The organism is uncultured Aquimarina sp. (assembly GCF_947492115.1).
Lineage (GTDB): Bacteria > Bacteroidota > Bacteroidia > Flavobacteriales > Flavobacteriaceae > Aquimarina.
This window is the reverse complement of record NZ_CANLMM010000010.1, coordinates 25961-40752: the sequence shown is the minus strand read 5'-3', so window position 1 is coordinate 40752 and position 14792 is coordinate 25961. Positions and strand designations below refer to the sequence as shown.

Annotated in this window: 18 protein-coding genes; 17 read left to right on the top strand and 1 reads right to left on the bottom strand. The window is 34.3% G+C overall.

Annotation, left to right across the window (positions count from 1 at the left end):
• Nucleotides 1-26 precede the first annotated feature (26 nt).
• The 17 genes from Q1A73_RS21710 (at nucleotide 27) to Q1A73_RS21630 (ending at nucleotide 14019) form a co-directional block, all read left to right on the top strand.
• Nucleotides 27-671, top strand: coding sequence for a hypothetical protein (locus Q1A73_RS21710; RefSeq protein WP_299610103.1), 645 nt, complete (start codon nucleotides 27-29; stop codon nucleotides 669-671).
• Between the two features lie 22 nt (nucleotides 672-693).
• A complete protein-coding gene (locus tag Q1A73_RS21705; RefSeq protein ID WP_299610102.1) occupies nucleotides 694-1146 on the top strand; it encodes a DoxX family protein in 453 nt (150 codons plus the stop codon).
• 5 nt (nucleotides 1147-1151) lie between these two features.
• Complete coding sequence (locus tag Q1A73_RS21700) at nucleotides 1152-1697, top strand: NAD(P)H-dependent oxidoreductase (RefSeq protein WP_299610100.1); 546 nt, start codon at nucleotides 1152-1154, stop codon at nucleotides 1695-1697.
• A gap of 178 nt (nucleotides 1698-1875) precedes the next feature.
• On the top strand, nucleotides 1876-2304 hold the full coding sequence (locus Q1A73_RS21695) for a hypothetical protein (RefSeq protein WP_299610098.1): 429 nt from the start codon (nucleotides 1876-1878) through the stop codon (nucleotides 2302-2304).
• A gap of 28 nt (nucleotides 2305-2332) precedes the next feature.
• Nucleotides 2333-2815, top strand: a complete 483-nt coding sequence (locus Q1A73_RS21690; protein WP_299610096.1) for a MepB family protein — start codon at nucleotides 2333-2335, stop codon at nucleotides 2813-2815.
• A gap of 212 nt (nucleotides 2816-3027) precedes the next feature.
• Nucleotides 3028-3552, top strand: coding sequence for a hypothetical protein (locus Q1A73_RS21685; protein ID WP_299610095.1), 525 nt, complete (start codon nucleotides 3028-3030; stop codon nucleotides 3550-3552).
• Nucleotides 3553-3632: 80 nt separating this feature from the next.
• Nucleotides 3633-4226, top strand: coding sequence for a TlpA disulfide reductase family protein (locus Q1A73_RS21680; protein ID WP_299610092.1), 594 nt, complete (start codon nucleotides 3633-3635; stop codon nucleotides 4224-4226).
• Between the two features lie 64 nt (nucleotides 4227-4290).
• Nucleotides 4291-4734, top strand: coding sequence for an acetyltransferase (locus tag Q1A73_RS21675; protein ID WP_299610089.1), 444 nt, complete (start codon nucleotides 4291-4293; stop codon nucleotides 4732-4734).
• A 64-nt stretch (nucleotides 4735-4798) separates the two neighbouring features.
• Entirely contained in the window at nucleotides 4799-5437 is a 639-nt protein-coding gene (locus Q1A73_RS21670) for an alpha/beta hydrolase (RefSeq protein WP_299610087.1), read from the top strand.
• A gap of 117 nt (nucleotides 5438-5554) precedes the next feature.
• Entirely contained in the window at nucleotides 5555-6127 is a 573-nt protein-coding gene (locus Q1A73_RS21665; protein WP_299610085.1) for a hypothetical protein, read from the top strand.
• Nucleotides 6128-6370: 243 nt separating this feature from the next.
• Nucleotides 6371-7321, top strand: a complete 951-nt coding sequence (locus Q1A73_RS21660) for an SDR family oxidoreductase (RefSeq protein WP_299610082.1) — start codon at nucleotides 6371-6373, stop codon at nucleotides 7319-7321.
• Between the two features lie 10 nt (nucleotides 7322-7331).
• Entirely contained in the window at nucleotides 7332-7844 is a 513-nt protein-coding gene (locus Q1A73_RS21655) for a hypothetical protein (protein WP_299610080.1), read from the top strand.
• Between the two features lie 7 nt (nucleotides 7845-7851).
• On the top strand, nucleotides 7852-8763 hold the full coding sequence (locus Q1A73_RS21650; RefSeq protein WP_299610077.1) for a response regulator transcription factor: 912 nt from the start codon (nucleotides 7852-7854) through the stop codon (nucleotides 8761-8763).
• A gap of 86 nt (nucleotides 8764-8849) precedes the next feature.
• Nucleotides 8850-11273: a penicillin acylase family protein gene (locus Q1A73_RS21645; RefSeq protein WP_299610075.1), complete on the top strand. Its 2424-nt coding sequence runs from the start codon at nucleotides 8850-8852 to the stop codon at nucleotides 11271-11273.
• The gene (locus tag Q1A73_RS21640; protein WP_299610073.1) at nucleotides 11266-11619 is read left to right on the top strand and encodes a hypothetical protein; all 354 of its coding nucleotides are present in this window, start codon (nucleotides 11266-11268) and stop codon (nucleotides 11617-11619) included. The genes Q1A73_RS21645 and Q1A73_RS21640 overlap by 8 nt, the downstream gene beginning before the upstream one ends.
• A 136-nt stretch (nucleotides 11620-11755) precedes the next feature.
• Entirely contained in the window at nucleotides 11756-12238 is a 483-nt protein-coding gene (locus Q1A73_RS21635; RefSeq protein ID WP_299610070.1) for a hypothetical protein, read from the top strand.
• A 155-nt stretch (nucleotides 12239-12393) separates the two neighbouring features.
• Complete coding sequence (locus tag Q1A73_RS21630) at nucleotides 12394-14019, top strand: amidohydrolase (protein WP_299610068.1); 1626 nt, start codon at nucleotides 12394-12396, stop codon at nucleotides 14017-14019.
• A gap of 22 nt (nucleotides 14020-14041) precedes the next feature.
• Here Q1A73_RS21630 and Q1A73_RS21625 read toward each other — a convergent pair whose 3' ends face one another.
• Entirely contained in the window at nucleotides 14042-14725 is a 684-nt protein-coding gene (locus Q1A73_RS21625; RefSeq protein ID WP_299610066.1) for a glyoxalase, read from the bottom strand.
• Nucleotides 14726-14792: the final 67 nt, after the last annotated feature.

Genomic DNA, 14792 nt, shown 5'->3' with positions numbered 1-14792 from the left:
ATGCATTCCTGTCGGAATTTTGAAGCATGAAAAAAATAAGCATCATTACTTCGATTTTAATAATTTGGTTTTCAAATGATTCGCAAGCACAATTCGCGCAAATCGAACTGTTTTCTGGATTAGATAAAACAGACTTTACCATATACTCCAGTTATACGATTAATGAAAGCAAAACGCTAAGCATTAATACACTTGCCTTTTTCCAGAAGTTTCATAACCAAGAAAACCAAGATTTTGATGAGATCGGTGTGCAGCCCACACTATTCTGGAATGTCCACAAGAATGTGGGCATTGGTCCATCGATATATTACAACAGCTTTGCTGGGTTTTCAGAACGTTTATCGGCATATATTACGTTCAAGAATTCGCAGTTTTTATTCGTAGCGATTCCTACCATTGCCTATTCCGAAGAAAAAGCTGCTAGCTATGCGGAAGCATTTCTACAGTTCCAATACAATATACCTATAAATGACAATCTCTCTTTTTGGTTAAACGGACAGGTTGTAACGATCTGGGACAAATTTAAAACACACTCCAGAAGCTACCAGCAATTACGAGCTGGAGTATCATGGAAAGGACATCAGTTTGGTATCGGTTTCGACTTTGATCAGTATGGGACGGATCCGAAAGAAGTAACATCTTTTGGCATGTATTATCGAAAAACTTTATAAACATTTTTAAATCTTAAACAGTATGAAAAATTTAGTAAACAAACTTTTAACAACAGATCCGAATATTGGATTTAGCATCGCACGACTCACATTAGGTTTAGTCATATTTCCGCATGGTGCACAAAAACTATTCGGACTCTTTGGCGGGTATGGATATTCAGCTACTATGGAATCCTTTACTACCCAAATGGGCTTGCCAAGTATTGTGGCTGGCTCCGTAATCATGATTGAGTTTTTTGGATCTATCTCATTACTACTGGGAATCTGCAGTAGATTTTGGGCATTAGCACTAGCAGGAATGTTTACAGGTATTATTGTCACTACACAACTAGAACACGGGTTTTTTATGAATTGGTTTGGCAATCAAGCCGGTGAAGGGTATGAGTATTCGCTTCTAATCATTGGTCTGGCACTAAGTATTGTCATAAACGGTAGCGGAAAATGGTCCGTAGATCATCTAATCTCTAAAAAATAAGAATCATGAAAAAAATAATCACAATTGCAGGAACCAATAGTCAAAAATCTATCAATAAGAGTTTACTATCCTACACCACTAGCTTCTTAGAAGAAGTAGAATTTATTTCTATTGATTTAAACGATTATGTTTTACCTATATATGGTGTAGATTATGAAGCAGAAAATGGAATACCTACAGCGGTTAAGAGACTAGATGAACTAATCAATCAGGCAGATGGTTTTATTATTTCTCTTGCAGAACATAATGGAGCCTATGCAGCAGTATTTAAAAATGTGCTCGATTGGTTGTCTCGAGTACATATGAAGATATGGAGAGAAAAGCCCATGTTGTTAATGGCTACTTCGCCTGGTGATCGAGGAGGTATAACCGTTTTGCAATCTGCAAAGATGTATTTCCCATATCTGGGTGCTCATATTGCTGCAGATTTTTCATTGCCTAGTTTCTATGATAATTTTTTAGAAAATGAAATCGCTGATCACGAATTAAAAGAAGAATTGAGGGAGAAAATCCAACTTTTTGAACAACAATTAAGCCCTTCCATAAGATGAGGATAGTGTCTTTGGAAGTGTAAATAAGTACAATCAATCTCACCCAAAACCAGTAGATATTCATACTGGTTTTTTTATGTATAGGAATTTATGTTTCTTTAAAAGAACTTTCAAGATGATCACAAAATAAAAGTGAGTGTTCGGATACAGATACAATCATTAGAATTAACTTTATTAGATGGAAATGACATTAGAATATTGGAATGAATTAGGAAAACAAACGCTTTTAATTACTTCGTTGTTAAGCGGTTTTTCGATTACTGTGGTAGCAAACCTATTGGTTGCTGATAAAAATGATAAACTCACCAATCGTATTTTAAAATCTGCAACACTGGCAGCTGGATGTTTTTTAGTGAGTGTATTTGCTATGGTCAATATTGTGATGACAACCACACCAGGAGGCTATATTAAGGATGTGTCATTAAACGATTTTCAAGTTGCTAGAGTAGTGGGGATGATCACTTTTATTATCGGACTTTTTTCTCTTACCACTATGATTGCCTTATCTGGTTGGACTAAATCTAAAAAAGTAGGCCTTTTTACTACGATCATTGGTATCTTAACTTTGCTACTAATTTTTATAACCATGACCAGATTTGGGAGTTAATTCACGAAACACAAAACGCAATAAAAACTTGCTCTCGGTACAAAATATGGTCTATGAGCATTGTGATTTGGAAATTTCTGATCTTAGTATTGAATCTGAAGGTACTGAATATGATGCTTGTACCTTTTTATTAAACGGAAAGCGAGTGATTAGTAGAAGCGCAAAGATCACTCCTAAAAAAGTTGGGCAGTTTGTAACCTTTTGGAAACGAAATAAAGAAGGGATCACAGCACCTTATGAAGCTAGTGATCCTTTTGATTTTTATATCATACAAGTTACCAACAAAGACCGATTGGGACAGTTTGTTTTTCCAAAACAAGAGTTGGTGAACAAGGGAATAGTAACTACTGAATCAAAAGATGGGAAAAGAGGTTTTAGAGTATATCCAATTTGGGATCACCCACAGAACAAGCAAGCTATCAAAACCCAACAGTGGCAACTACATTATTTCTATGAAATTACCAATAAAACCGATGTACAAAAAGTAATCGAATTATACCATTTCAAATAAATCTAAAGGTTACGCGAAATAGTTCGAGGGCAATCAAACATTTATAGAGATCAATTAGAGCACATCTAGTTTTTTTATCTGGGGAAATTTGCGTTACTTTAAAGAAGGTTTGATGATTCTTGCAATGGGGAATAAAATAGAGCAAGAATATTTTCGGTGGGAGATATATACCTACTATACAGGTAATTGATCAAATTCTAAAAGGGCATACTATGAATACTCACGCTGATAAAACACAAGAGCATACATCGGTGACAGCTTCTAGCGCTAAGGAACAGAGCAGTGGAGAATCTACATTGCAGTTTGTAAATAATAAACCAGAGGCTTCGGCACAACGGAAATTGCAAGAGATGGCTAATACTAGTCCAAAAGTAAAGCAATTGAAAACTCTTCAAAAAATGGCTTTTCAAACAGTACAAATGAGACGAGTAAGTGTTAGTCAATTAAGAGGTGGCGGGTTAACTGGACCCAACAAAGGAAATACTTACAATTATAATCCTGGTAATGGGATTCATATAACTGTTCGGAAAAGTGGCCCTGATGTTACTCATTTTCATGTTCGCAAGGATACAAAAGGAGGCGTCTATAATCGAATAGATTATAATGAAGATGATAAAGGAGATTGGATTGAAAGCAACGTAAATGTTCCAGCAGGAGGTGATTTAGAGACTCAAATGAAGAATGCTGCAGCCGATATGATCGCTTGGCTTAAAGGTTTGCCAACACCTCCTAGCTAATCAAAAATGTTGCTAAAAAATTAAAAATAAAGGTAACATTTTACTCGTCTGGGATACCTATATTAAATCAAATCATAGATATGAAAACTATACTACCATTCTTACTTGTTGTTGTATTAGGATGTTTTAGTTGCAACAAGGCTATAGAAACAAAGAATACCAAAACAGAGCAAAGCGAAATAGCCTCTATAAGCGATGAGCAAAAACTAGAGATGGTTGAAGAAGGTAAACAAGTTGGTAGAGCAATAATTACTAAAATAGATAGTACGCTTGTGGAAACAGATGCTTTTAAAGGCAAATTACTAGTAATTGATTTTTGGGCGACTTGGTGTTCTCCATGTATAAAAGAAGCTCCAATGTTCAAGCAGATCGCTAAGAAGTATAAAGATGAGAATGTAACATTCATCTCTATATCCATTGATAGTGATTTCTCCAACTGGAAAGAGTATGTTACAGAAAATAGTTGGGAAGGAAATAACTACTGGTATGGTAGATTTAACAAAGATTCTTTCGCATATTTAATTTATTCAAAATTTAACGTGAAAGATGAGGAAGTAGTAGGAATAAGTTTGCCTAAATATGTGATCATATCTCCTGAAGGCAAGATCCTGAGTAATGCAGATTTAAGACCGAGCAAACCAGGCTTTGAAACTGAAATTAAAAAATATTTGTAGTTAAAAACGTATGATTCATATGTCGATCTTAATTAAGGATCAATTCATATTCAAATAGAACAAAATGAAATACAACATAGATACGATTAACACATCCGAATATCAAGAAGTAGTAGAGGTGTGGGAATCATCAGTAAGAGCGACACATCACTTTTTAAAAGAAGAAGATATAGCATATTTTAAACCACTGATCTTAAATACGTATTTGGATGCGGTAACGTTAAGATGTGTACGAAACGAGAATAAGAAAATAGTTGGTTTTCTGGGAGTAGCAGAACAGAATTTAGAAATGTTGTTTATTGATCCCGATTATCGCGGTAAACGGATAGGAAAATCGTTACTAGCATATTCCATTGATCAAATGGAAGTAATTAAAGTTGATGTAAATGAACAAAATGAGCAAGCTGTTGGATTTTATAAGCATGAAGGGTTTGAGGTTATTGGCCGTTCTGAGTTGGATGGTACCGGAAAACCATATCCTATACTTCATATGGAATTAAGAAAGTAGATAAAAAAATGTATTTATTGAGTTTCAATATTGTTAATACTTGCTCAGTTATACATAGAAATTTATGAAAACAAATAGATTCTTAGGAATACTATTTTGTGTTATGTTTTATGCTTGTAAAGCACAAAAAGATGATCGTATTATATTCTTTTTACATAACCGTTTTCTAGAAGAGCATACATTACAAGAATCTCATCCGCAATATGGAAAGGTAGCGTATAAAGAGATTTTAGACGCTTTTAAAAAGAGTGGGTTCAAGGTGATGAGCGAACAAAGGAATGGAAATGTGAATGCACGTACATATGCGATTGGAATCGTGAATCAAATCAATAGTTTACTAAAAAAAGGAGTCGCACCTGATAAAATAACGGTTGTTGGTACTTCCAAAGGTGGTTATATTGCACAATATGTGTCTACTCTAGCCAATAATCAAGATCTAAATTTTGTATTTGTAGCAAGTTTTCGGGATAGTGATATCGAGCAAATTCCTGAAATTAATTATTGTGGAAATATTTTAACTATTTACGAAAAGTCGGATCCTTTTGGTGTTTCTGCAAGTAAACGAAAAGAAAACTCCACTTGTACGATCAAGAATTTTAAGGAAATAGAATTAAATACAGGAATGGGGCATGGATTTTTATTCAAGCCTTTACAAGAATGGATAACCCCTACGATTCAATGGGCAAAAGGAAATTATAAATGAAATAAGGAATCACTTGTAAGAGTATTAAAATCATAATTTATAAAAAAAGATTCTTTTCTATGTTAACCTTTTTAAAAGTAGAAAGATTAATAGGAAAACACTTTTAAATATTAAATTATGAAAACTTTAAAAAAGCTATTTTATTTTTCGTTTATAATCTCTTTATCACTATTTGTTTCTTGTGAAGGAGAAGATGGTATGGACGGATTAAACGGGGAACAAGGAGTACAAGGAGAACCTGGACAAGATGGGAATGCAAATGTAACAGGTGTAACAGTAGATCCTTTTCCTTCATGGACATCAGGATCTTACTTAGGTCAGGAAGCAAATTTTGTAGAAATTACAGAGACCTCATTAACAGAAGCAGTTATTGACGATGCTTTAGTTTTAGTTTATTTCCAACTTTTTGGTGATAATGTTTGGTATCCTATGACGTATGCATTTCCATTTGATAGTGGTAATGAAGAAGTAATCACCTATACTTATGAACCAGATTTGGTTACCATTTATGCTCTTTCCACTACGGGTCCATTAAATGCTAGTATTTCGAAAGTTCGTTATTTCATTATTCCAACAAGTGATGCAACTGCACGAAGTGCTTCTACTAGAGAGATGAAAGTACAGCAATTATGGGATAAAGGGATTGATATTAATATCTACGAAGAAGTAGTGAATTACCTTAATCAATAGTAAATCATTAGTAATACAAATATCTATAAAAACCGAGATGTTCATAAACATCTCGGTTTTTTGTATGACAAGAATTTGTTCATCTGCTTTAAATAATGGAAAACGTAACATATTATTCATATTGTTATAGAATTCAATTATTCCTAAGCCTAAAAAATATACAAGATTCGAAATTTTGTATACGAAAGTAACATCCTGTGACACTTAACTTTGCAGTATTCTTTTTAATAAAATATTAAAAAAATGAGTACAGAAGCGTTTGGTAAAAAAGGGTGGACTCCCAATAGGATTAAAGATGTAAGCGGACGAACATATGTCATCACTGGCACTACAAGTGGTACTGGTTTTGAAGCAGCGAAAATATTGTTGTCAAAAGGAGCGAAAGTAGTGATGCTTAATCGAAATCCTAAAAAATCAAAAGATACCATTTCAACATTAAAGACAGCATTAGGAAGTCATATAGATGTAGTAAACATTCGTATGGATTTGGCAGAACAAACTTCTATTAAAAAAGCAGCAGCAGAAGTATTAAATACAGTTCCGCGTATTGATGCTTTACTTTGTAATGCTGCCATTGCTCAAGTACCACAACAAAAGTTGACCGTTGATGGTTTCGAAAGTCAATTGGGAGTGAATCATTATGGAAACTTTTTGCTACAAGCCCTATTATACCCGAGAATAGAAGAATCGAAAGGTCGTATTGTTGTTGTAGGTAGTATGGGGTACAATATGGGTATTAAAACCATACAATTTGATGATATGAATTGGGATAAAAATTACAATCCTAATAGCGTATATAGCCAAAGTAAATTGGCGCAGATTATGTGTGTGTACGAATTACAAGATCGACTAAAGGAAGCTGGAAAAACAGATGTTAAATCATATGCTTGCCATCCAGGAGCTTCTAGAACTTCACTCATAAAAACAAGTGGAGGTCTCATGACACGATTTGTTTGGCAATTGATGAAGCTTTCACCATTTGTACAATCTGCAGAAAGAGGAGCCTATCCGCAATTGATGTGTGCTACAGAACCTGATTTAGATCAAAGAGGTTTTTATGGTCCTACTGGAAGAGGTTACTGGACAGGTCCCGTTGGAGCATGTAAACTAGAACCTCACGCAAAAGATAAAGTAGTGGCTGAGAAGTTATGGGAAGTCTCGGAAAAAGCAATTAATTTTAAGTGGAATTTTTAAATTTAAGGACATGGAAATTTTGAAAGCAGCAATGAATTGGGCAAAAGCTGAAGTTTTTTCATCAGTATTTTTTATTCTGTTAGGAATGATATTTTTATGTGCTACCATTGGTTTCTGGCAATTAGGGAAAACCGAATTCTCAAAAGCTTTTATTATACCAACATTAATAGCTGGTACGTTACTTTTGATTATTGGATTTGGACTCGTATATTCTAATAAGTCTAGGATTTCCAGTTTTCCAGATGCCTATGAAAATGACGCTTTTACCTTTGTACAATCAGAAATTTCAAGAACTGAGAAAACCATGAAAGAGTATCAGCTAATAGTTTTCAAAGTTATTCCAATAATGAGTATTGTTGCTGCTTTGTTGATTATTTTTATCGATAAACCAGGTTGGAGAGTGGGTAGTATGGTCACAATCGCATTATTAGCTGTGGTGGTACTTATTGATAGTAACGCCAATTCCAGAATTGAAGCATATCACCAACAATTACTACAGGCCGAAAAAGAACTAAAAAATTAGAACTGGGATGCAACATTTTAAAACACTTGCGGAGTATTTAGAGTATATGGAACTACCGCGTCCAGAACATCCGATGCTGAGCGTATTGTTTGCCCATGAAGAAAGTTTTCTCCCATGTCCGAGAAAAAGTTCTGCTCCCATTACAAACGAATGTTATACTATAAGTTTAAAGAAAATTGTAAAAGGAGATTTAAACTACGGACGAACAAAATACGATTTCACTAATGGAGCATTAATCTGCTTAGCACCCAGACAAGTTTTGCAATGGGATAGTAGTGTAGTTTTCGAACAAAAAGGTTTTTCGATAAATTTCCATGAAGATTTTATCAAAGGAACAGAATTAGTACAGCAAATAAAAAAATATGGTTTCTTTTCATATTCTGTAAATGAAGCATTACACCTTTCTCCAAAAGAAGAAAAACTCATAGAATCCATAGTCGAGAATATAGAAACCGAATATCATAATAATCAGGATAAGTTTAGTAAAGAAATCATCATTTCGCAATTAAGTACCCTTTTAAAATATGCCAATCGTTTCTATGAGCGACAATTTATACATAGAAAGGAGCTGTCGAATAATCTGTTAGAACAATTTAATGATCAGTTGACAGCATATTTTGAATCCGGGCGATTACAGGAAGAAGGAATTCCAAGTATCGAGCAAATAGCAGAAAAGTTGTCCATTTCCCAACGTTACCTTAGTGATACCTTAAAAAAAGAAACGGGTAAAACCACTACAGAACACCTACAATTATATCTTATTGATGAGGCGAAAAATATTTTATTGAAACCGAATAAAAGTATCTCTGAAGTAGCCTATGATTTGGGATTTGAATATCCACAATATTTCTCAAGAGTATTTAAAAAGAAAGAAGGCATGAGTCCGTCAGCCTATAGAGAAAAATATAGAATGAATTAATAGCAAATAAATATTGAAGAGATCCAGCTATTTCATTAGGTTACAATAATATTTGGTATTTTTAAGTACTCATAACAATACACTTAATGAAATACTTTAAACTTCTCATTTCCTTTGGTCTCACCATTGGAATTTTTTACGTTTTAAATACACAACTTGGTAACATTCCGCCTTTGGGCAAGTTTTTAAATCCTGTATCTGGAATTTGGCAAAACGAAACGAATGAAGCTATAATAGGTGATATTTCTATTCCTGGATTAAAAGATGAAGTAACAGTTCATTATGATGAATTGATGATTCCGCATGTATTTGCTCAAAACGAAGCAGATTTGTACAAAGCCCAAGGCTATATTACTGCAAAACATCGGTTGTGGCAATTAGAGTTTCAAACCCACGCAGCCGCAGGACGAATATCAGAACTCTTTGGAGAAAGAGCTTTGGACTACGATAGATCAGAGCGAAGGCGTGGAATGGTTTATGGAGCAGAACAAGTGATGGAGTATCTAGAAAAATATGATCCAGCAACCTTAGGCTTTATACAGAATTACTCAGATGGAGTAAATGCTTATATCGATCAACTTAATCCTGATGAATATCCAGTAGAATATAAATTGTTAGATTACAAACCTGAAGCATGGACCCCTAAAAAAACAGCCTTGCTTTTGATGTATATGACTAAGATGTTAGCAGGTTATGATGATGATCTAGAATATACTAATGTTTTACGACTCGTAGGAAAGGAAAACTTTGAGTTATTATTTCCAGACTTTTTCGATATCACGGATCCAGTAATTCCTAAAGAGACAGACTGGAGCTTTATAGATGTACCACAAACCCCCTTGCCTGCTAGCAAAGCTGTATTGGATACGATTACAGAAACTATAGAGAAACCTCATCCAGATAATGGAAGTAATAATTGGGCAGTTTCTGGAGCAAGATCTGTAACGGGTAATCCAATACTCGCCAATGATCCGCACTTAGGTCTCAAGTTGCCATCCATATGGTTTGTAATGCAATTAAGTACACCAGATCATAATGCTTTTGGAGCCACCATTCCAGGAGCATTGGGTGTTATCTCTGGATTTAATCAATATATCGCTTGGGGAGAAACAAATGCCACGAGAGATGTGATTGATTGGTATAAAATAGCATTTAATGAAGACCGTTCGAAATATAAATATGATAACCAATGGAAAGATGTTATTACACGTGTAGAAGAGATTAAAATAAGAGGAAAAGAAAGTTATAAAGACACCGTACTTTATACGCATCATGGTCCTGTGGTATATGATAAAAACTTTAAGTCAGAAAATCAGCGTTCTGGCTATGCGATGCGTTGGATCGCACATGACGGAAGTAATAATCAAAAAACCTTTATTGAGCTTAATAAGGCAAAAAATTATGATGATTATGTCAGCGCTTTACAATACTGGAATGCACCGGCGCAGAACTTTGTATTTGCATCAACAGAAGGCGATATTGCATTATGGATACAAGGGAAGTTTGCAAATAAATGGGAAGGACAAGGGAAATTTTTGATGGATGGGAGTAATCCGGAAAATGACTGGCAATCCTTTATACCACAGCAATTCAATGCGCATACTAAAAACCCTGAACGTGGTTTTGTGAGTTCTGCCAATCAACATCCTGTGGATGAAAACTATCCTTATTATGTTTTTAATGATGGATATGAAACCTATAGAAATCGAGTGATTAATGACTTTTTTAATTCTAAAGATAAGTTTAGCGTACAGGATTTTAAAGAGTTACATAACAATAATTACAATTTGAAAGCTGCAGAATTAGTTCCGTATATGCTGGAACATATGGAGACCTCATCTCTATCCGAAGAGGAAAAAGCAATATATAAAGAAATAGAAGCTTGGAACTTTAATAATGATATCGACGAAGTAGGTCCGAGTATTTGGAGACAGTGGTACGGGAAATTATACAATATGCTTTGGGACGAGTTGGATGTGGAGGATATGGCATTGACTTCGCCATACACCTATCAGACCATTTATTTATTAAAGAATTGTGGAAATCATAAATTTATGGATATTGTGGAAACAAAAGATAAAACAGAATCATCCAAAGATTTGTTTCTATTAGCTTTTAAAGAAGCTGCCAAACGTTTAAAAGAAATAAAAGAAAGAGATGGAGATTACACTTGGGTAAACTATAAAGGCACTTATGCGGGACATTTGTTACAAAGCTTGCCAGCCTTTTCAAGATTTGATATTCCAATCGGTGGTGATCGTAATATCGTTAATGCTACTTCCGAAGATCATGGACCTTCTTGGAGAATGATTGTAGAGATGACCTCTCCACCAACTGCGTTAGGGATATATCCAGGTGGTCAATCTGGGAATCCTGGCAGTCAATATTATGATAATTTTATCGATGATTGGGCAGCTGGAGACTATTACAGTCTTAACTTTTTACAATCTAACGAAGCTACGGATGCCATTATAGGAACACAAACTTTAAAGCCAACTCATCATGACTAAGAATAGTATCAACTTTATTATAACCATTATATTAGCGTTTGTATTATCCCTTTTTCTGCCATGGTGGTCTATAATGATTGCAGCTGGTATTACAGCTATAAGTATTCCGTTAAAAAAGGCAGCGGTGTTTTTTATACCTTTTTTAGCCATATTGGTATTTTGGTCTATCTATTGTTTTACGATTAGCAGTGCTAATGATTTTACCTTAGCCAAAAAAATCTCTCAATTATTGCAAATGGGAGGAAATCCTTATATACTCATTCTACTTACTGGAATTATTGGAGGATTGGCAGCAGGTATTGCTGCTATTTTTGGAAAACAAATTGCTGTCCTTAGAAAGCAATAATAAAGACTTTAGGGATATAGTAAGAAGTATTTTATAAAATAAAAGATAAGAATATAGCATGTGTCGATATTCGATGGCAAATTATAAACCTCATTATGCATGTTTTAACTGTAGAAAAACATTTAAAAGAAGACTTTTGAGGGATATTAGAAAAGGCACTCAGAAAGATGAGAACGCATCGTTGGCAAGATGTCCCGAATGTGGTAACTTAATGGCTAATATGGGGCTAGATTTTAAATCTCCAAAGAAAACAGATGTAAAAGCTTGGAAACATATGTGTACACTGTATGAAGTAGGAATTACATTTCATTCTTGTGGTTGTAATGGACCTGGTTACATTCCAAATGATTCTAAAGCTTTGGTGAATTATTTTGAAGAAATTAAAAAACAGTATTTAGCACATCAACACTTTTGGGCACAACGACAAGAAGATCCAGATGAACAAAGTGAGATTGCTAAAGATCAAAATCAAAATTGGAGCTTTCTCAGTCGTATTCCAAAGGAATTAAAGACCGGTTCCCAAAAGAAACCCGAATACGATTCTCAAAAAGCACAAATATACTGGAATAAGAAAGTTAAATTAATAGAAGAGAACCTACGGAAATTAAGAAGAAAATAGATTGCTTTAAAAGGAGGAAGAAAAGAAATAGTTTGATTAAAAATTAAAACAACTAACTTATTTATTTTCTAACAAAAGTTAAGAAAACGATAAAACCTTTACAAGATCATTTTTATATTTATTTTTGGTCTTTCGCACATTTCAAACTCAACATTATGAAAAAATTACTTCTAAGTACACTTTGTGTCGTTCTTTTTATTTCTTGTGAAGAACCTAAAGAAGCAGCAGATTTACTCGTTTTTAATGCCAATGTCTATACAGTCGATGAAGCACAACCTAAAGCAGAAGCCTTTATAGTAAAAGATGGAAAATTTAAAGCCATTGGAACTTTAGAAGCATTAAGTAAAACATATACCGTTGCAGATTCTATTGATGCAAAAGGTAAAACTGTGCTACCAGGATTAATCGATGCGCACTGTCATTTCTATGGATTAGGAATGCAGCAACAAAAAGTAGATTTGGTAGGGACTACCAGTTATGAAGATGTAATAAAGCGTATCATAAAATTTCAGGAAAAGAAAAATGTACCCTTTATAACAGGTAGAGGTTGGGATCAGAACGACTGGGAGATACAAGAATTTCCTACTAAAGAAAAATTAGATAGTCTTTTTCCTAAAACACCTGTGGCATTAACACGTGTTGATGGTCACGCAATGTTAGCAAACCAAGCTGCATTAGATCTGGCAAAAATAACTATAGATACTGAAGTTTCTGGAGGAGAAATTATTAAGAAAGATGGAGCGTTAACAGGAGTGTTAATCGATAACCCTATGGAATTGGTAGAAGCTATCTTTCCTAAACCAACCGTAGCAGAGCAAGTAACAGCATTAAAAGATGCGCAAGCAATTAACTTTAGTTATGGATTAACCACGGTTGATGATGCAGGATTAAGTCCACAAGTGATTTCAGTAATTGATAGTTTACAGAAAGCCGAACAATTAAAAATCAGAATGTATACTATGGTAAGTAATGTTCCTGAATATGTGGATTACTATTTGAAACAAGGAGTATATAAAACAGAAAAGCTTAATGTATCATCTTTTAAGGTATATGCAGATGGAGCTTTAGGATCTAGAGGAGCTGTACTTAAAAAACCATATTCGGATAAGCATGATCACCATGGAGCGATGGTCATAGGAAATGAAGAATTTAAGAATCTTGCCAAAAGATTAGCAGCATCTCCTTTTCAGATGAATACACATGCGATCGGTGATTCTGCAAATGCTGTTGTAATGAATACTTACTATGATGTGCTAAAGGATAAAAAGGATAGAAGATGGCGTGTAGAACATGCCCAAGTGGTAGCACCTGAGGAGTTTGAAATTTTAAATGATAACTTGGTAATGAGTGTACAACCTACACATGCTACGAGTGATATGTATTGGGCAGACGAACGATTAGGAGAAGAGCGAATCAAAGGAGCATATGCCTATAAGCAGTTATTGGATAAAACAGGTAAATTAGCATTAGGAACCGATTATCCTGTGGAAAATGTAAGTCCTTTTTATACATTTTACGCAGCCGTAGCTCGTAAAGATTTGAAGCAATATCCAGAAGGAGGATTTCAGAAACAAGATGCGTTAACCAGAGAAGAAACCTTAAAAGGAATGACTATCTGGGCTGCTTACAGTAATTTTGAAGAAAATGAAAAAGGAAGTATCACCGCTGGTAAATTTGCTGACTTTGTTATCCTAGAAGAGAATATCATGGAGGTAGCAGAAGACAGGATACCCAATATCAAAGTACAAGCCACATATGTTGGCGGAGAAAAAGTATATTAAGTTAAACACGTAACACCTTTTTCTATAATGAGAAAGGTGTTATGCTTAATTCCTCATTTTTATAAGATAATCGAGAAGTTGTAGTCCCATGTTGAATAACAGCTTCAAATGGGTTTGGTTCTATTTTTAAATCCGTAGGAAACCAAATATCTTTCACCTCATAGTTTGGCAGTAATAAGATTCCTTCCTGAGAACCATTGGTGCCAAATCTATCAATATCTCCTTTCCAAAATTCAGTATTTAACTCACGTTCTAATTGCTCATTTATTTTCCTTACATTATTGGTAGGCATTCCCATTTCATTAATGCCTAGAACTTTAGAAATGTCGAAAGTAGACTGATCATCATTTTTTAAATCATATCGAACTATAAATTCAGCAATATTTCCACTTGCATCATAGAAGTAAAAGGAATCAGCGTTCCAGGATTCGAAATTTTGCGTTTTTCTACCATTTTCAATATCAATAACTTCTGTTCTTTTTTCCATCCATTCCAATGCAGTAAGTAAATGATTCGCAGGAATGAGAAAACAATAATGATACGTATAAGATGTTTCTGATTTTTCGAAAGTTAGTTCACTCCAGCCTATTTTAACCGTAAACGATGTTGGATTAGAATGTAGCAATTCGAAACCTAAAGTTTCTGTATAAAATTTTAATTCGGAAGATAATTGTGTAGTGAAAAGTTTTAATTTTTTAAATTTCATTATTGTGTAACAAAAGATATTTTGATTAAAAATGGATTCGTTTTATTGGGAAAGTAGAAGCTAGGGT

Bases quoted from the DNA above. Each gene is read 5' to 3' on its own strand.
- Q1A73_RS21640 (WP_299610073.1), top strand. From the start codon at position 11,266: ATGACTAAGAATAGTATCAACTTTATTATAACCATTATATTAGCGTTT.
- Q1A73_RS21685 (WP_299610095.1), top strand. From the start codon at position 3,028: ATGAATACTCACGCTGATAAAACACAAGAGCATACATCGGTGACAGCT.
- Q1A73_RS21655 (WP_299610080.1), top strand. From the start codon at position 7,332: ATGGAAATTTTGAAAGCAGCAATGAATTGGGCAAAAGCTGAAGTTTTT.
- Q1A73_RS21625 (WP_299610066.1), bottom strand. From the start codon at position 14,725: ATGAAATTTAAAAAATTAAAACTTTTCACTACACAATTATCTTCCGAA.
- Q1A73_RS21650 (WP_299610077.1), top strand. From the start codon at position 7,852: ATGCAACATTTTAAAACACTTGCGGAGTATTTAGAGTATATGGAACTA.
- Q1A73_RS21710 (WP_299610103.1), top strand. From the start codon at position 27: ATGAAAAAAATAAGCATCATTACTTCGATTTTAATAATTTGGTTTTCA.
- Q1A73_RS21630 (WP_299610068.1), top strand. From the start codon at position 12,394: ATGAAAAAATTACTTCTAAGTACACTTTGTGTCGTTCTTTTTATTTCT.
- Q1A73_RS21670 (WP_299610087.1), top strand. From the start codon at position 4,799: ATGAAAACAAATAGATTCTTAGGAATACTATTTTGTGTTATGTTTTAT.
- Q1A73_RS21695 (WP_299610098.1), top strand. From the start codon at position 1,876: ATGGAAATGACATTAGAATATTGGAATGAATTAGGAAAACAAACGCTT.
- Q1A73_RS21700 (WP_299610100.1), top strand. From the start codon at position 1,152: ATGAAAAAAATAATCACAATTGCAGGAACCAATAGTCAAAAATCTATC.
- Q1A73_RS21680 (WP_299610092.1), top strand. From the start codon at position 3,633: ATGAAAACTATACTACCATTCTTACTTGTTGTTGTATTAGGATGTTTT.
- Q1A73_RS21705 (WP_299610102.1), top strand. From the start codon at position 694: ATGAAAAATTTAGTAAACAAACTTTTAACAACAGATCCGAATATTGGA.
- Q1A73_RS21665 (WP_299610085.1), top strand. From the start codon at position 5,555: ATGAAAACTTTAAAAAAGCTATTTTATTTTTCGTTTATAATCTCTTTA.
- Q1A73_RS21660 (WP_299610082.1), top strand. From the start codon at position 6,371: ATGAGTACAGAAGCGTTTGGTAAAAAAGGGTGGACTCCCAATAGGATT.
- Q1A73_RS21645 (WP_299610075.1), top strand. From the start codon at position 8,850: ATGAAATACTTTAAACTTCTCATTTCCTTTGGTCTCACCATTGGAATT.
- Q1A73_RS21675 (WP_299610089.1), top strand. From the start codon at position 4,291: ATGAAATACAACATAGATACGATTAACACATCCGAATATCAAGAAGTA.